The 15,719-nt window shown below is 72.8% G+C and carries 14 protein-coding genes; 6 read left to right on the top strand and 8 right to left on the bottom strand.

Going from position 1 to position 15,719, the window contains the following annotated elements; translation table 11 throughout:
- Positions 1-3: 3 nt before the first annotated feature.
- Positions 4-885 (bottom strand): 4,5:9,10-diseco-3-hydroxy-5,9,17-trioxoandrosta-1(10),2-diene-4-oate hydrolase, encoded by an 882-nt coding sequence (gene hsaD, locus QIS96_RS33875; protein WP_282546674.1) that lies wholly within the window; start codon positions 883-885, stop codon positions 4-6.
- Positions 885-2,051, bottom strand: a complete 1,167-nt coding sequence (gene hsaA / locus QIS96_RS33870; RefSeq protein ID WP_282546673.1) for a 3-hydroxy-9,10-secoandrosta-1,3,5(10)-triene-9,17-dione monooxygenase oxygenase subunit — start codon at positions 2,049-2,051, stop codon at positions 885-887. The genes hsaD and hsaA (QIS96_RS33870) overlap by 1 nt, the downstream gene beginning before the upstream one ends.
- Before the next feature lie 218 nt (positions 2,052-2,269).
- On the opposite strand from hsaA (QIS96_RS33870), the gene QIS96_RS33865 reads away from it, so the two are divergent.
- Positions 2,270-2,626 carry an FAD-dependent oxidoreductase gene (locus QIS96_RS33865; RefSeq protein ID WP_282546672.1) on the top strand — a complete coding sequence of 119 codons (357 nt, stop codon included), beginning with the start codon at positions 2,270-2,272 and terminating at the stop codon, positions 2,624-2,626.
- A gap of 205 nt (positions 2,627-2,831) precedes the next feature.
- Positions 2,832-3,650 (top strand): FAD-binding protein, encoded by an 819-nt coding sequence (locus QIS96_RS33860; protein ID WP_282546671.1) that lies wholly within the window; start codon positions 2,832-2,834, stop codon positions 3,648-3,650.
- A gap of 204 nt (positions 3,651-3,854) precedes the next feature.
- Here QIS96_RS33860 and QIS96_RS33855 read toward each other — a convergent pair whose 3' ends face one another.
- On the bottom strand, positions 3,855-5,450 hold the full coding sequence (locus tag QIS96_RS33855) for an FAD-dependent oxidoreductase (protein WP_282546670.1): 1,596 nt from the start codon (positions 5,448-5,450) through the stop codon (positions 3,855-3,857).
- A gap of 176 nt (positions 5,451-5,626) precedes the next feature.
- Entirely contained in the window at positions 5,627-6,796 is a 1,170-nt protein-coding gene (gene hsaA, locus QIS96_RS33850; RefSeq protein ID WP_282546669.1) for a 3-hydroxy-9,10-secoandrosta-1,3,5(10)-triene-9,17-dione monooxygenase oxygenase subunit, read from the bottom strand.
- Positions 6,797-7,007: 211 nt separating this feature from the next.
- Between hsaA (QIS96_RS33850) and QIS96_RS33845 the strand changes: the two genes are divergently transcribed.
- The 3 genes from QIS96_RS33845 to QIS96_RS33835 all read left to right on the top strand — a co-directional run bounded on the left by QIS96_RS33845 (position 7,008) and on the right by QIS96_RS33835 (position 11,258).
- Positions 7,008-7,871: an IclR family transcriptional regulator gene (locus QIS96_RS33845; protein ID WP_282546668.1), complete on the top strand. Its 864-nt coding sequence runs from the start codon at positions 7,008-7,010 to the stop codon at positions 7,869-7,871.
- Between the two features lie 208 nt (positions 7,872-8,079).
- Complete coding sequence (locus tag QIS96_RS33840; RefSeq protein WP_282546667.1) at positions 8,080-9,618, top strand: FadD3 family acyl-CoA ligase; 1,539 nt, start codon at positions 8,080-8,082, stop codon at positions 9,616-9,618.
- A 14-nt stretch (positions 9,619-9,632) separates the two neighbouring features.
- Positions 9,633-11,258, top strand: coding sequence for a flavin-containing monooxygenase (locus tag QIS96_RS33835; protein WP_282546666.1), 1,626 nt, complete (start codon positions 9,633-9,635; stop codon positions 11,256-11,258).
- 373 nt (positions 11,259-11,631) lie between these two features.
- Here QIS96_RS33835 and QIS96_RS33830 read toward each other — a convergent pair whose 3' ends face one another.
- Both QIS96_RS33830 and QIS96_RS33825 read right to left on the bottom strand, forming a co-directional pair.
- The gene (locus tag QIS96_RS33830; RefSeq protein ID WP_282546665.1) at positions 11,632-12,558 is read right to left on the bottom strand and encodes an alpha/beta hydrolase; all 927 of its coding nucleotides are present in this window, start codon (positions 12,556-12,558) and stop codon (positions 11,632-11,634) included.
- Between the two features lie 20 nt (positions 12,559-12,578).
- Entirely contained in the window at positions 12,579-13,343 is a 765-nt protein-coding gene (locus QIS96_RS33825) for a glucose 1-dehydrogenase (protein ID WP_282546664.1), read from the bottom strand.
- Positions 13,344-13,549: 206 nt separating this feature from the next.
- Here QIS96_RS33825 and QIS96_RS33820 point away from each other — a divergent pair, with 206 nt between their 5' ends.
- Complete coding sequence (locus tag QIS96_RS33820) at positions 13,550-14,287, top strand: glucose 1-dehydrogenase (protein ID WP_282546663.1); 738 nt, start codon at positions 13,550-13,552, stop codon at positions 14,285-14,287.
- 123 nt (positions 14,288-14,410) lie between these two features.
- Here the strand turns inward: QIS96_RS33820 and QIS96_RS33815 are convergent, their stop codons facing one another.
- The gene (locus tag QIS96_RS33815; protein WP_282546662.1) at positions 14,411-15,496 is read right to left on the bottom strand and encodes a ferredoxin--NADP reductase; all 1,086 of its coding nucleotides are present in this window, start codon (positions 15,494-15,496) and stop codon (positions 14,411-14,413) included.
- Positions 15,489-15,719, bottom strand: a complete 231-nt coding sequence (locus QIS96_RS33810) for a hypothetical protein (protein WP_282546661.1) — start codon at positions 15,717-15,719, stop codon at positions 15,489-15,491. Before QIS96_RS33810 ends, QIS96_RS33815 begins: the two co-directional genes overlap by 8 nt.

Below are 15,719 nucleotides of genomic sequence, written 5' to 3'. Positions count from 1 at the left end.
GGCTCAGTGGGTGAAGAAGTCCACGGCGAGCCGGTTGAACTCGTCGGCCTGCTCGGTCTGGGCCCAGTGCCCGCAGTGCGGGAAGACGTGCAGCCGGGCGTCCGGGATGGTCTTGAGGGCCACGAGGGCGCCGTCGAGCGGGTTGACCCGGTCCTCGCGGCCCCAGGTGAGCAGGACGGGCTGGGTGATGCGGTGCGCCTCGCGCCACAGCATCCAGTCCTCCTGCCAGGCGGGGTTGGCGAAGGCCGCGCCCATGCGGGCGTTGCCGAGGCGGGTCTCGGGGTCGGTGGCGGAGGCCCAGCGCTCCTCGACCAGCTCGTCCGTGACGATGGACTGGTCGTACGCCATGACGCTGAGGAAGCCGCGGAGCTGGTCCTTGGTCGGCTCGGGGGCGGCGTTGAACTCGAAGAGCCGCTTGATGCCCTCGGTCGGGTCCGGGGCGAACAGGTTGACCGAGACGCCGCCGGGGCCCATCAGGACGAGCTTGCCGACCTTGTCCGGGTGGTTCAGGGCCATGCGTACGGAGGTGCCGCCGCCGAGCGAGTTGCCGATGAAGTGCGCCTGGGGGACGGCGAGTTCGTCCATCAGGGCGGCGACGGCGTCCGCGCTGGAGCTGAAGTAGTCCTTGTCGAGCTCGGGCTTGTCGGAGCGGCCGAAGCAGACCTGGTCGACGAGGAGGGTGCGGAAGTGCTCGGCGAACACGGGCAGGTTGCGGCCGAAGTTGGACCAGCCGGAGGCGCCGGGGCCGCCGCCGTGCAGCATGATCACCACGGGTGCGTCGGGGCGGTCCTGCGGTCCGGCCTCGTGGTAGTGCAGCGTGAGGTCGCCGGCCTTGGCGGTGCGGGACGTCGACTCGTAGGTGTGGTCGGTCACTTGATCCCCCATCAGAGCATCGTGTCCTTGATGTCGAGTTCGAGGGCGGCCTGCCCGTAGAGGGTCAGGGCGCGCTCGGGGTCGTTGGCGGCGTGGCCGCGGCCGGTGTGCACGTCGCGCCAGGCCCGCTGGACGGGGTTGGGGCCGGTGCGCATCGCGTTGCCGCCGGCGTTCTCCATCAGCAGGTCGACAGCGGCGACGCAGCGCTCGGTGGCGAGTACCTGGTCGCGGCGGGTGCGGGCGCGCAGCTCGGTGGGGAGCTCCTCGCCGCGCTCGGCGTACGCGTACAACTCGCCGATGTTGCGGACGAGTTGGAGCCAGGACGCGTCGATGTCGCTGCCGGCGCGGGCGATCCGGACCTGCGCGAACGGGTCGTCGGCGACCTTCTGGCCGTACGAGACGCGGATGCGCTGCGTCGTCGCCTCGACGTACGCCTCGTAGGCGCCCTCGGCGATGCCGACGATCGGGGTGGAGATGGTGGTGGTGAACACCCCGGCGTACGGGAGGCGGTAGAGCGGCTCGTGGTTGAGCTCGTGGCCCGGCACGTCGAGGGCGGTGACCGGGCCGAAGCTGAGGGCGCGGTGCTCGGGGACGAACACGTCGTCGACGACGATGTCGTTGGAGCCGGTGCCGCGCAGGCCGACGGTGTCCCACACGTCGTCGACGCGGTACTCGCTGTCCGGGATCAGGAAGGTGCGCATGTCGACGGGGTTGCCGTCGGCGTCCGCGACCAGGCAGCCGAGCAGCACCCAGGTGGCGTGGTCGCAGCCGGAGGAGAAGTGCCAGCGGCCGGACAGCCTGAAGCCGCCGTCGACCGGGACGGCCTTGCCCGTCGGGGCGTACGAGGAGGCGATGCGGGTCTTGTGGTCCTCACCCCACACCTCCTGCTGGGCGCGCGGGTCGTAGAGGCCGACGTGCCAGGGGTGGACGCCGACGACGGAGGCGACCCAGCCGGTGGAGCCGCAGGCCTTGGCGATCTCCTTGACGGCGCGGTAGAAGACCGTCGGGTCCGAGGCGCGGCCGCCGAAGGCCGTGGGCTGGAGCAGTTGGAAGAAGCCGGTCTCCTCGAGCTCCTTGATGGACGTGTCGGGTACGCGGCGCCGGCTCTCGGCCTCGGCCGCGCGCTCGCGGAAGGTCGGGGCGAGGTCGCGCACCGCTGCCAGGACGTCTTCGGCCATGGGGCCATCCCCTCTCGGGTCGTGGCGGTGGAAGTGGCAGGAACGTACGGCGTGCCGCGGCGGAGCGAAATCCGCTGCTCCCACTGAGCGGGAACGGGCGTCGAGGGCCCGTACGGCCTGGGGTGTTTCCCGGTGACCGGGAGACTCGCGGGGTCTCGCGGGAGGCCACCGCCCTACGCTCCAGCCCCGTTTCGGCGAGCTGGAGGAGAGGACGACGCATGAGGCCGTACGCAGTGGAGGACATCGGCGCCTGGGACCTGACCGCGGACGTGGTGGTCGCCGGGTACGGAGTGGCGGGCGCGGCCGCGGCCGTGGAGGCGGCGCGGGCCGGGGCGGAGGTCCTGGTCCTGGAGCGCGCCGGGGGGTGGGGCGGGGCGGCGGCCCTGGCCGGCGGGTGCGGCGACGGATGGCGAACACTCGCCCAGAGGCCCACCCTTCAGGAGGAGATTCAGGGCGTCCTGCCCAGAACGGCCCGCCAGGTCGCAACGCAGTGGCTAGAATCGGCTTGTCGGACAACGGAGTTGTTCGGCCTACCGCCGGACGGGCGGGAAGTCAGGCCCGCGGAGGCCATGTAAGACCGACCCTCACCGGTCGGCAGCGGCCCGTGAAACGGGAACCCGTGGTGGTACCGCGCAGCGGTGTGCACCGGAATCACCTGTCCTCGGGCGGGTGAGGGCGTCAAATGCTGATGAAGCCGCTGGTGGAGACAGCCGAGCCGCTCAACGTGCAGGCCAGGTACGGCGTGCGCGTTGGGCGGCTCGTGACGGCTCGGTGTGCGGGGTGGTGGCCCGCAGCTACGGGGAGCGCGTCACGATCCGGGCCCGGCGCGGCGTCGTCCTCGCCACCGGGAGCTTCACGTACGACGAGAAGATGCTCGGCGCGCACGCGCCGCTGCTCGTCGGGCGGCCGGGCTCGGCGGTCGAGGAGCACGACGGGCTCGCGGTGAAGCTGGCGCAGGGCCTGGGCGCGGGGGTGGCGCACATGGACGCCAGCGAGGTGGCCGTGCACATGGACCCGCAGTATCTGATCCGCGGGATCGTGGTCAACGGGCGCGGGCAGCGGTTCGTCAACGAGGACACGTACCCCGGCCGGATCGGTCAGGCGGCGCTGCTCAAGCAGGACAACGAGACGTTCCTGGTGCTCGACGAGGAGGGCTTCGAGGAGGCCCGACGCATGTCCGCCGCCCCGGAGTTCCTGCAGCTGCGGCCGAGCTGGGTGTGCGGGACCGCGACCGAGCTGGCCGCGGAGATGGGCCTGCCGGCGGGCGCCCTGGAAGCCACGCTCGACGTGTACAACCGGCACGCCGAGGACGGCCGCGACCCGGTCCTGCACAAGGCCGGGCGCTGGGTACGCCCGCTGCGCGGCCCGCTCGGCGCGGTCGACCTGCGCGGCCAGACCTCGGGCTTCGCTCTCGGCGGCCTCACCACCGACACCGACGCCCGGGTCCTGCACGTGGACGGCGAGCCGATCCCCGGCCTGTTCGCCGCGGGCCGGGCGACGGCGGGCATCGCCGCCTGGGGGTACGCGAGCGGCGCGTCGCTCGGCGACGGGAGCTTCTTCGGACGCAGGGCGGGGGTGGGCGCGGCGGCGAAGCCGTAGGGGCTGGGTGATTCGTGCGCGGCACGGCGGCCAAGCTGTGGGACCGGCTCGCGGCTTGGTTCTGCGGCCAAGTCGGCGAGTTTGCAGGCGACTTGGCCGCCGGGGCGGGCGGGGCTCCGTGTGACGGCCACGTCGGAAGGGCCGTGCGCGGCTCGGGGCGAGGTGCCGGTCCCTGCCTGGTGGGACCGAGCCTCGCCCCTCGGGTCACGCTCCGCTCTGCCCCGCCATGTGTACGGCGGCGAGGTGGCCGAAGACCATCGCGGAGCCGATCGGCACGCCGGGGCCCGGGTAGCAGGGGCCGGAGACCGAGGCCGCCGTGTTGCCCGCCGCGTACAGGCCGGGGATCGCGGCGCCGTCCTCGCGGAGCACGCGGGCGTCGGCGTCGGTGCGCACCCCGCCCTTGGTGCCCAGGTCACCGAGGACGATCTGCACAGCGTGGAACGGGCCCTTCTCGATGGGCACCAGGCAGGGGTTGGCGCCCTCGCCCTGCGCGAAGAAGCGGTCGTAGGGGTCCTCGCCGCGGTGGAAGTCGGTGTCGACGCCCTGCTCGGCGTGGCCGTTGAAGGTCTGCACGGTGTCGCGCAGCGCCTCCGCGTCGACGCCGAGCTGTTCGGCGAGTGCCTCCAGGGTGTCGGCGGTGCGCCAGAGTCCGGCCTCGGTGAAGGCCGCGCGGTCCGCGGGGACGACGGTGATGCCGGGCAGCTCGTCCCCGAAACGGCCGTCGAACACCCACCAGACCGGGTTGTCGTGGCTCGTCCCGGCCTTGGCGGCGAGCATCTGCCGGCCCATCCGGTCGTACGGCAGCGACTCGTTGGCGAAGCGGCGGCCCGAGCCGTCGACGAAGATGCCGCCGTGCAGGCCGAGGGTGAAGGCGGCCGAGCCGTCGGGGAAGCGCAGCGAGGGGCACCACCAGGACTCGGCGAGCCCGTCGACGGCGGCGCCCGCCCCGGTGGCGGCGGTGATCGCGTCGCCGGTGTTCCCTCCGGGGGCGCCCATCGTCCAGTCGGCGCCGGGCAACTGCTGCCACTCTCGGCGCAGTTCGGCGTTGGCCTCGAAGCCGCCGGCCGCGAGCAGCACGCCGCGCCGGGCGCGGATCCGCAGCGTACGGCCGTCCTGCTCGGCGACGGCTCCGACGACCGCGCCGTCCTCGGTGATCAGCTCGGTGAGGGCGGTGTGCAGTCGGGTGCGGCCGTTGCCGGTGGACTCCAGGGCGAGCAGCAGCCGGGCGACGAGGGCGCGGCCGTCCGTCAACGGACCTTCGGGCGTGGGCAGTTGGAGGCGTTCGGCCCAGGCCGGGGGGCGTACCGCGTCGACCAGGTCGTGCGGTCCTTCGAGGGCGGGCAGCTCCACGGGGAAGACGGCGCGGCCCATGTCGAAGCGGCCGGGGGCGGCGAAGTAGTCGGGGAACGGGCGGTACTCGAACCGGACGTGCGGGCTGTCTTCCAGGAAGGCGACGGTGGCCGCGGCGTGGTCGAGGTAGGCGTCCTGCAGGGTGTGCTCGGTGGCGTCGCCGACCACCGCGCGGAAGTAGGCGCGGGCCAGGTCGGCCGAGTCCTCCAGGCCGCCGCGGGCCTGGGCCTGGTTGCCGGGCAGCCAGAGGCCGGCCCCTGCGTAGGCGGTGGTGCCGCCGAAGTGTGCGGTCTTCTCGACGACCAGGGTGTCCAGGCCGCGGGCCGCCGCGCCGTACGCGCCGGTGAGGGCGCCGCCGCCGGAGCCGACGACCAGGACGTCGCACTCCTCGTCCCATGAGTGCTGGGTCGTGTGCCGGGTCGTGTGCTCGGTCTGCGCTGTGTTCGCCATCTCGTCCCTTCCCTGGGTGGGCCGGGCCCGCGGCCACCGGGTCCTGTTGTCTTCGGACAGGGCCGGGCCGGGACCGGAAGGGGCACGAGTATCGACGGGGGCGGGGCGCGGGACCACGGCGGCTTCCCGCTGGGTGGGAAACGGGGCTCGGGCCGCTCCCGAGGGCCCGAAGTCCCTCACACCATCGAGTCGTTGACCTCGACGCCGAGTGCGTGTCTGCCGTACAGGCCGAGGGCGCGTTCCAGGTCGTTGGCGGCCTGGCCGCGTCCGGTGCGCAGGTCCCGCCAGGCGCGCTGGACCACGCCGCCGCCGGGGCCCATGATGCCGCCGCCCGCGCCCTCCACGAGGAGGTCGACGGCGGTGACCGCGCGCTCCGTGGCGAGAGCCTGGTCGCGGCGGGTGCGGGCGCGCTGGCCCGGCGTGGGCCGCTCGCCGCGCGCCACGGTCGCGTACAGCTCGCGCATGTTGCGGGTCAACTGCAGCTGCGCCGCGTCGATCTCGCTCGCCGCGCGGGCGATCCGGACCTGCGCGAACGGGTCGTCGACGGCCTGCGGCCCACGCCCGGTGCGGCTGCGGTCGCGGGCCGCGGCGAGGTGCTCCTCGTACGCGCCCTCGGCGATGCCGACCATCGCCGTCGAGATGGTCGTGGTGAAGAGCGCGGCGTACGGCAGGCGGTACAGCGGCTCGGGGTTGATCTCGTGGCCGGGGCAGTCGAGGGCGTTCACCGGGCGGTAGCCGAGGGAGCGGTGGGCCGGGACGTACACGTCCTTGACGACCAGGTCGTTGCTGCCGGTGCCGCGCAGGCCGACGGTGTCCCACACGGCGTCGACGGCGTACGCGGAGCGCGGCACGAGGAACGTCCGCATGTCGACGGGGCTGCCCTCGCCGTCCGTGACGAGCCCGCCGAGCAGCGCCCAGTCGGCGTGGTCGCAGCCGGAGGAGAAGTGCCAGCGCCCGGAGAGCCGGAAGCCGCCGTCGACGGCGGTCACCGTCCCGGTCGGGGCGTACGAGGAGCAGAGCAGGGCGTCGCGGTGGGCGCCCCACACGTCGTCCTGGGCGCGCGGGTCGAAGAGCGCCACGTGCCAGGGGTGCACGGCGAGGACGGCGGCCGCCCAGCCGGTGGAGCCGCAGGCCCTGGCGATCTCCTGGACGGCGGCGTGGTGGACGGCCGGGTCGGCGCCGAAGCCGCCGTGCGCGGCGGGCTGGAGGAGCCGGAAGAAGCCGGCGTCGCCGAGCTCGGCGACGGAGTCGTCCGGCATGCGCCGCAGTTCCTCGGTGGCGGCGGCCCGTTCGCGCAGGGCGGGGGCGAGCGCGCGGACCGCCGCGAGGACCTCGTTCTCGCGCATGCTCGTGCCTCTCGGAACTCCAGGTCGTCGCGGTGCGGGGGGACGGGACGAAACAGACAGGGTGACGAGACGGAACCTACGCGCTACCGTTCCGGAACGGAATACCGAAATACCTCTTCCCTGCAGATGGGAGCCGCTGGCACAGTCTCCGGCACTGTTGGAGGTGCGGCCGCGGCAAGGGTGCTGTCGGCTGTCCGTGTGGGAGGTGCCGATGTCGGCGCATGCTGTCGAGGCCGGAAGTACGCCGCTGTCCTTGTTGGAGAAGGCGGCCAAAGCGCTGAGCGCGTTCCAGGGGTCACGGCCCCGCCTCACGCTCACCGAGGTCGTGCAACGCTCCGGCCTCCCCCGCTCCTCCGCGCACCGCATCCTCGACCAACTCGTGCAGCTGGGCTGGCTGGAGCGGGAGGGCCGGGACTACCGCCTGGGCATGCGGATGCTGGAGCTCGGCGCGCTCGCCTCGCACCACAACCGGCTGCGGCAGGCGGCGTTGCCGCATCTGCACGCCCTGCACGAGGCCACCGGTCACCTGGTGCATCTGACGGTGCTCGACGGCGCCGAGGTGGTCTACCTGGAGCGGATCGGCAGGTCCGACGATTCGAGCGTGCCCTCGCGGGTCGGCGGCCGGCAGCCCGCGTACTGCACGGCGTCCGGCAAGGCGATCCTCGCGTTCAGTGACGCGGCGCAGGTGGACCAGGTGGTCCGGCAGGGCCTCAGGGCGCGCACGCCGCGGACCGTGACGCGGCCGGAGTTCTTCCGCAGTGAGCTGCGCCGGGCCCGGGAGCGCGGGGTCGCGTTCGACTACGAGGAGTCGTACCGGGGCGTGTTCTGTGTGGCCGCACCGCTGCGCGGCTCGGGCCGGGCGATCGCGGCGGTGTCGGTGTGCGGGAACGGCGTCCACCGCGAGCTGGAGCGGATCGCCCCGATCGTGGCGGGCTGTACGCGCTCGGTGTGGCAGTCGATGTTCGGTCCGGGCCGGGCGCCGAAGAGCCAGGCGCCGGAGGTCGCCGAGCCGCCGGTGCCGCGCGAGTCGATGGACGACATGATGGCGTGGCTGCGCTCCAGCGACTGGATGTAGGCGCTCTCGTTCGCGGCTGGACGCAGGCCCGCTCCTTCACGCCTGGATGTAGGCCTGTAGGCCCGCTCCTTCGCCTACGGCCCGGATAGGGCCGCAGATTCCCACTGGCCGGGAACTCCCCGATGTGCCGTGCCGCCTCCGCCTGTCACTCTCCGAACCGTTGTCGTCGGCCCCCGTCGAGGGGACGGTGAGGAGGACGTGACGGATCATGCGTGGCGCGCAGACGATCGCCCGGCTCTCGGACTGGGCGGCTCAGAGGTACGGGGACGAGGAGGCCCTCGTCTTCGGCGAGGAGCGCTGGACGTTCAGGCAGTTGCGCGACCGGGTCGACGAAGCCGCGCGGGCGGCCATGGCCCAGGGGCTGCGGCCCGGCGACGCGGTCGCGGTGTGGGCGCCGAACAGTGCCCGCTGGGCGGTGGCGGCGCTCGGCGCGGTGGCCGCGGGCGGCGTGCTCGTGCCCGTCAACACCCGCTACCGGGCGGCCGAGGCGGCGGACATGCTGCGCCGCTCCCGGGCCCGGCTCCTTTTCACGGAGCACGACTTCCTGGGTACGGACTACCGGGCGCTGCTCGCCGAGTCCGGTGAGCAACTCCCGCTCCTGGAGCGGACGGTGGCCCTGCACACGCCCGACTGGGACGACTTCCTCGCGGGCGCGAAGCGGGTGACGGGAGAGGAACGGCTCGACCGCACGGCCGCCGTGCAGCCCGGGGACAGCGCGGACATCCTGTTCACGTCCGGGACGACCGGCCGCCCCAAGGGCGTGCCCGCCACCCACGAGCAGACACTCACGGTGTTCGACGCCTGGGCCACCGCGGTCACCCTGCAGCGCGGCGACCGCTATCTCCTGGTCAACCCGTTCTTCCACACCTTCGGCTACAAGGCGGGCATCGTGGCGTGTCTGCTGCGCGGGGCGACGATCGTCCCGGAGCAGGTCTTCGACGCGGACACGATGCTCGACCGGATCCAGAGCGAGCGGATCTCCGTGCTCACGGGCGCCCCGACGGTGTTCACCTCGCTGATCCAGCACCCCGGCCGGGAGGCGTACGACCTGTCGTCGATGCGCATGGCGGGCACCGGCGCGGCGAACATCCCGACCGAACTGATCTACCAGATACGGGAGTTCATCGGGGCGAAGAACATCTTCACCGCGTACGGGCTCACCGAGTCGACCGGTGTGGTGAGCGTCTGCGAGCCGCACGAGTCGCCGGAAACTCTTGCCGGTACGTCAGGGACCGCCCTGGCCGGCACGGAGCTGCGGATCGACGCGCCGCCGGGGCAGCCCGGCGAGATCCTCACCCGCGGCCCGCACGTGATGCACGGCTACCTGGACGATCCGGAGGCCACCGAGGAGGCCGTCGACGCGGACGGCTGGCTGCACACCGGCGACGTGGGCGTGCTCGACGAGCGGGGCTTCCTGCGGATCACGGACCGGCTCAAGGACATGCTGGTGGTGGGCGGGTTCAACGTGTACCCGGCCGAGGTGGAGCAGGTCCTGCGCGACCACCCGGCCGTCGCTGACGCGGCGGTCGTGGGCGCGCCGGACGAGCGGCTCGGGGAGATCGGCGTCGCGTACTGCGTGCCGAGCGCCGGGGCGCGGATCGACCCGGCGGAGCTGACCGCGTACACGCGGGAGCGGCTCGCCAACTTCAAGGCCCCGCGGGCCTTCCACTCCCTGACCACGCTGCCGCACAACGCGGCGGGCAAGGTCGACAAGAACGCGCTGCGTCTGCAGGCGAAGACCGGATGAGGAGCGTTACGAACGTGAGCGACAACAACACCGAGTCCGTGGACGTCGTGGTCGTCGGCGCGGGCGTCACCGGCCTGTACGCCGTGCACAAGATGCGTCAACTGGGCTACCGCGTAAGGGGGTTCGAGCGCGGCGCGGACGTCGGCGGCGTCTGGTACTGGAACCGCTACCCGGGCGCGCGCTGCGACGTGGAGTCCGCCGACTACTCGTACTCCTTCGACGAGGAGCTGCAGCTGGAGTGGGACTGGAGCGAGAAGTACGCCACGCAGCCGGAGATCATGCGCTATCTCAGCCATGTCGCCGACCGCTTCGACCTGCGCCGCAGCTTCACCTTCAACTCCTCTGTCGTGTCAGCCGAGTTGGACGAGGAGACCTTGCGCTGGACGGTGCGCACGGACGACGGCGAGGGCGGCGGGGAGGTCCTTTCGGCGCGGTTCTGCGTGTTCGGCGTCGGCTGTCTGTCGAGCACGCATCTGCCGGCGATACCGGGGCTCGAATCGTTCGCCGGGGCCACGTACCACACGGGTGAATGGCCGCACGAGGGCGTGGACTTCACCGGTCTGCGGGTCGGCGTGATCGGCACCGGCTCGTCCGGCATCCAGTCCGTGCCGCTGATCGCCGATCAGGCCGCGCAGCTCACCGTCTTCCAGCGCTCGGCCAACTACAGCATCCCGGCCGGCAACAAGCCCCTCGACGAGGCGGCCCGGCGCGAGCTGAAGGCCACGTACGCCGAGCGGCGCCGGCTGGCCCGGCTCAGCGGCGGCGGCTCGCCCTTCATGACGCACCCGCGCCGCACCCTCGACGTGGACGAGCAGGAGCGCCGGGAGGCGTACGAGAAGCGCTGGGAACTGGGCGGCGTCCTCTACTCGAAGACCTTCCCGGACCAGCTCACCGACCTGACGGCCAATCATGCGGCCCGCGCGTTCTGGGAGGAGAAGGTCCGCGCCCGGATCGACGACCCCGCGGTGGCCGACCTGCTCGTCCCCACCGACCACCCGATCGGCACCAAACGCATCGTCACGGACTCGGACTACTACGAGACGTACAACCGTGAACACGTCCGTCTGGTCAGCCTGCGCGAGAACGCGATCGAGCGGATCGACGGGCACGACGTGGTCCTCGCGGACGGCGAGCGCGTCGAGTTGGACGCCCTGGTCCTCGCCACCGGGTTCGACGCGATGACGGGCTCCCTCGACCGGATCGACATCCGCGGCCGGGGCGGGCAACTCCTCAAGGACGCCTGGAGCGCGGGGCCCCGCACGTACCTCGGGCTCGGCACGGACGGCTTCCCGAACCTGTTCAACCTGGCCGGCGTCGGCAGCCCCTCGGTGCTCGCCAACGTGATCCTCTGCGCCGAGCAGCACGTGGACTGGCTCACCGACTGCCTCGCCCACCTCGACGCGCACGGGTACGTGGCCATCGAGGCGGCGGAGCAGGCGGTGGAGGACTGGGTGCGGGAGTGCCGCGAGCGGGCGGCGGCGACGTTGATGATGTCGGCGGACTCGTGGTACCTGGGCGCCAACATCCCTGGAAAACCTCGGGTGTTCATGCCGTTCGTGGGCGGGTTCGGGGCGTACGGAGAGATCATCGCTGCCGTTGCGGCGTCCGGCTACAAGGGGTTCGACTTGATCGCGCGCTGAGGCGCCCAACCCCACGACGCCGCCCCCTGGAGGCCTGAGGCTTCCAGGGGGCGGCGTCTGTGCCCCCCCGGTGGGGGCGCAGGACTGTGACATATGCGGCTCCACCGCATGGGCGCGCCCAGCCACGACGTGCGCGCGAAGGCCCTCTTCCTTCTTCCCCTCCCCGCCCCTTCCCGAAAGACTGCCGTCGGCTGATATTCGGGTGCTGCGCCGTCGTGGCTGGTCGCGCAGTTCCCCGCGCCCCTTTCGGGGCCCGAGTCGCCGCCCAAATTCAGCCCCTCCGGCGATTGAGGAGCGGGGTCCGGGGCGGAGCCCCGAAGCTCCGCAGGACTTTCGGGAAGGGGCGGGGAGGGGAAGAAGAGGCGGTGCGCGCCTAGCGGGGCGTGTGCAGGGCCGTACGAAGTTCGGTGAAGGCGGTCTCGCGGGCCGCGGCCGCGTCGGGCAAGGTCGGGGCCATGGTCAGGAAGCCGTGGAACATGGCCTCGTAGCGGTCGAGGCGGACCTCGACGCCCGCTGCCGTGAGCGCCGCCGCATAGGACTCGCCGTCGTCCCGCAGCGGATCGAACCCGGCCGTGACGACATGCGCGGGCGGGAGTCCGCTGAAGTCGGTGCGGCACAGCGGGGCCGCGTACGGGTCGGCGGCGTCCTGCTCGGAGGTCAGGTACTGCTGCCAGTACCAGCGCACGTGGTCGGCCGTGAGGAAGAACCCGTGCGCGTTCTCCCGGTGCGAGGCACCGGAGCGCGCGGGGTCGAGCATCGGGTAGTACAGCACCTGGAAGGCGATCTCGGGGCCGCCGCGGTCACGGGCGAGCAGCGTGAGGACGGCGGCGAGGTTGGCGCCCGCGCTGTCGCCCGCGACGGCAATGCGCCGCCCCGGGTAGCTCTTCGCGGCCCACAGGAGGGCCGTGTACGCGTCCTCGGGCGCTGCGGGGAAGGGGTGTTCGGGGGCCCGGCGGTAGTCGACGGAGACGACGACGGCCTCGGTGGCGTCGGCCGTCGCGCGGCAGAACGCGTCGTGGCTGTCGAGGTCGCAGAGGACGAAGCCGCCGCCGTGCAGGAACAGCACGACCGGCGCGTCCTCGTCCACGCCGGAGTCGTAGACGCGTACGGGCACGCCGTCGGCGTCGGTGTCCGTGACGTGGGCGACGGGGAGCGGGGCGACGGCGGGCCGGGGGCGGGCGGCGAAGAACGCCCGTACCTCGGCGATGTCGGTCATCTCCGCGCCGAGCGGCGGGAAGTTGGCGGTCGCGAGGTCGATGACGGCCTGGACCTCGGGGGCGGGGCCGACGGGGCGGCTCATTCCCCGGCTCAAACCCCGGCTCATGCCTCGGTCCCCCGCTGCGGGAAGACCGGCATCTTGCCCGCCGACGCCCCGCCGTCCACGGCGAGTTCGGCCCCGGACAGGTAGGAGGCGTCGTCGGAGGCGAGGAAGGCGACGAGCGCGGCGACCTCCGCCGGGTCGGCGACACGGCCGAGCGGCGCGCCCGGGTGCTCCTTGGTGCCGAGGTGGGCGGTCATGGCGGTGTCGACGGCGCCCGGGTGGACGGAGTTGACGCGGATGCCGTCCGGGCCGAGCTCCAGGGCGGCCGTCCTGGTGAGGCCGCGCAGCCCCCACTTCGCGGCCCCGTACGCGCCGTGCCCCCACATGCCCTGCAGGCCGGCCTGCGAGGAGATGTTCACGATGGACCCGCCGCCGCTGTCCCGCATGGCCCCGGCGGCGGCGCGGATGCCGAGGAACGGGCCGGACAGGTCGACGCGGAGCAGCGCCTCGAACCGCGCCGGGTCCTCGTCGACGAGGGGTGAAGTGCTATAGATCGCGGCGTTGTTGACGAGGACGTCGAGCCGGCCGAAACCGTCCACGGCGGCGGCCACGGCCGCGGTCCAGTCCTTCTCGTCGGTGACGTCATGGCGTACGAAGCGGGCGGCCGGTCCGATCGACGCGGCCGTGGCCCGGCCCTCCGCCTCCAGGACGTCGGTGAGCACGACCTTCGCGCCGCGGGCCGCGAACAGGCGGGCCTCGGCCTCGCCCATGCCGCGCGCGGCGCCGGTGACGAGGGCGACCTTTCCGGTCAGATCGACGGACATGGGGGTCCTCCTGGTTGCGGTCTGGTTGCGGTCGGCCGAACAGGGTCGGGCGCCCCGTCGGTGCGGGGCGTGCGTCGAGCCTGCCCGTACGGGCGCGTGGGCGGCAGTGCGGTTTCCCGGTGAGTGGGAAGCTCCGCGAGCCACCCGGCGGGGGCCGCTGCGAGCATCACGACGACCCACACCCATCGGCTTACGGAGGTCTCTCGATGAGCGGCAGGACGGACGGCAAGGTGGTCGTCGTGACGGGCGGCGCGCGTGGCCTGGGCGAGGCGCACGTACGGCGGCTCGTCGCAGAGGGCGCGAAGGTGGTGATCGGCGACGTCCTCGTGTCGGAGGGCAAGGAGCTCGCGGCCGAACTGGGCCCGGAACGCGCCCTGTTCGTGGAGCTCGACGTGTCGTCCGAGGCGGCCTGGAAGGCGGCCGTGGCCCGTACGGAGGAGGCGTTCGGGCACATCACGGGCCTGGTGAACAACGCCGGTCTGGTGCACCGCTGCGCCATCGAGGACATGACGGAGGCCGACTACCGGCGTGTGATGGACGTCAACGAGGTCGGCGTGTTCCTCGGCATGAAGACGGTGCTGCCGTCGATGCGCGCCGCGGGCGGCGGCTCGATCGTCAACATCTCGTCGACCTGCGGGCTCGTCGCGTTCTCGCACATCCTCAGCTACACGGCGTCCAAGTGGGCGGTGCGCGGCATGACGAAGGCGGCGGCGCAGGAGTTCGCCCCGGACAACATCCGCGTCAACTCGGTGCACCCCGGGTTCGTGGCGACGCCCATGACGGCCGGCTCGGACCGCTCGCACGAGAAGGCGAAGCAGCAGCCGATCCAGCGGGAGGCACAGCCCGCGGAGGTGGCGAACATGGTGCTGTATCTCCTCTCGGACGAGGCCAGTTACTCGACAGGTTCGGAGTTCGTCGTGGACGGCGGCTTCACCAGTCAGTGAGCTGCACCAGCCAGTAAGCTGCACCGGCCGGTGAGCGAGTCGGCACAGCGGTGAAGGGGCGGACCGGCATCCCGGTCCGCCCCTTCACCATCTCGCCTTGTCCGTACGGAAGTTGACGTGCCCTCAGTCGTACGTGACCTCGACCCGTTCCGTGAGGGGTACGGCCTGGCAGGCCAGGACGTAGCCGTCGGTGAGGTCCTGCTCGTCGAGGACCTCGTTGCGCAGCAGCTTCACCTCGCCGTTCACCACCCGGCAGGTGCAGGCCGCGCAGGCGCCCTCGCGGCAGGAGTACGGGGCGTCGACCCCGGCGGCGAGCAGGACGTCGAGCAGGGGTGTGCCGGAGGGCCAGTCGACGGTGTGGGTCTCGCCGTCGAGCGCCACCTGCGCGGTGCGGACCGCCGCGGCCGGGTCGGCGACGACGGGGCCGGGCGCGGGGGTGTCGAAGACGTCGCCGCTGAGGGAGAAGAACCGCTCGCGGTGGATGCGGTCGCCCGGGGTTCCGGCCGCCCGGAGCGCCTGTTCGGCGGCGTCCATCAGCGGCGGCGGGCCGCAGAGGAACGCGTCCCGGCCCGCGTACGAGGCGAGCACGGCGGACAGGCGGCCGATGTCGGGCAGGCCGAGGAGCGTCTCCAGCCAGTGGATCACCACGAGGCGGTCCGGGTACTGCTCGGTCAGCCCCCACAGCTCGTCCCGGAAGACCACGGAGGCGTCGTCCCGGTTGGCGTACAGGAGCGCCACCCGGCCCTGCCCCCTCGACAGGGCCGACTTGGCGATCGAGAGCACCGGGGTGATGCCGCTGCCGCCCGCGACGAGCAGCAGGTCGTCGTCGAGGGATTCCGGGGTGAACGTGCCGGCGGGGGCGAGGACTTCGATCTCGTCCCCGGCGGCGACCCGGTCGCAGACCCAGTTGGAGCACTGGCCGCCCGCGACCCGTTTCACGGTGACCTTCAGGGGCTCGCCGGTGTGCGGCGAGCTGGAGAGGGAGTAGCAGCGGGCGGCGGGGCGGCCGTCCGCGCCGGGCAGCCGCAGGGTGAGGAACTGGCCCGGCCGGTAGGCGAAGCGGTCCGCGTCCTCGGGCGCGGGCCGCAGGACCAGGGAGTGCGTGTCCGCGGTCTCGGCGACGACCTCGGTGACGCGCACGCGCAGCCGGTGCGGGCCCGCGGACGGGGCGGGCGGCGAGGGCGCGGCGGCGGCGTCGGGCTCAGACATCGAGGACCTCCAACTCCCCTGTGTCGACGGCCCGTTCGATGCTGGCGCGCAGTCCGCCGCAGGTCCGTATCCGGGCGCTGCTGCCGCCCTCGGCGGCCACCTGGTCGCGGAACTCCGCGCAGGCGACGGCCGCGTCGGCGGTCCACTGCACGGAGGTGTGGGCCAGGCTGAACTTCTCGCACAGGACCTGGTTGCCACAGGTCAGGCACTCCACGGGTTGCAT

This window comes from Streptomyces cavernicola (genome assembly GCF_029968035.1).
Classification (GTDB): domain Bacteria; phylum Actinomycetota; class Actinomycetes; order Streptomycetales; family Streptomycetaceae; genus Streptomyces; species Streptomyces cavernicola.
The sequence above is the reverse complement of the archived record's forward strand: the minus strand, read 5'-3'. Positions and strand labels throughout refer to the sequence as shown.

Excerpts from the sequence above, each read along its gene's own strand:
- hsaD (WP_282546674.1), bottom strand. The coding sequence starts at position 885 with ATGGGGGATCAAGTGACCGACCACACCTACGAGTCGACGTCCCGCACC.
- hsaA (WP_282546673.1), bottom strand. The coding sequence starts at position 2,051 with ATGGCCGAAGACGTCCTGGCAGCGGTGCGCGACCTCGCCCCGACCTTC.
- QIS96_RS33865 (WP_282546672.1), top strand. The coding sequence starts at position 2,270 with ATGAGGCCGTACGCAGTGGAGGACATCGGCGCCTGGGACCTGACCGCG.
- QIS96_RS33855 (WP_282546670.1), bottom strand. The coding sequence starts at position 5,450 with ATGGCGAACACAGCGCAGACCGAGCACACGACCCGGCACACGACCCAG.
- hsaA (WP_282546669.1), bottom strand. The coding sequence starts at position 6,796 with ATGCGCGAGAACGAGGTCCTCGCGGCGGTCCGCGCGCTCGCCCCCGCC.
- QIS96_RS33845 (WP_282546668.1), top strand. The coding sequence starts at position 7,008 with ATGTCGGCGCATGCTGTCGAGGCCGGAAGTACGCCGCTGTCCTTGTTG.
- QIS96_RS33840 (WP_282546667.1), top strand. The coding sequence starts at position 8,080 with ATGCGTGGCGCGCAGACGATCGCCCGGCTCTCGGACTGGGCGGCTCAG.
- QIS96_RS33830 (WP_282546665.1), bottom strand. The coding sequence starts at position 12,558 with ATGAGCCGCCCCGTCGGCCCCGCCCCCGAGGTCCAGGCCGTCATCGAC.
- QIS96_RS33825 (WP_282546664.1), bottom strand. The coding sequence starts at position 13,343 with ATGTCCGTCGATCTGACCGGAAAGGTCGCCCTCGTCACCGGCGCCGCG.
- QIS96_RS33820 (WP_282546663.1), top strand. The coding sequence starts at position 13,550 with ATGAGCGGCAGGACGGACGGCAAGGTGGTCGTCGTGACGGGCGGCGCG.
- QIS96_RS33815 (WP_282546662.1), bottom strand. The coding sequence starts at position 15,496 with ATGTCTGAGCCCGACGCCGCCGCCGCGCCCTCGCCGCCCGCCCCGTCC.
- QIS96_RS33810 (WP_282546661.1), bottom strand. The coding sequence starts at position 15,719 with ATGCAACCCGTGGAGTGCCTGACCTGTGGCAACCAGGTCCTGTGCGAG.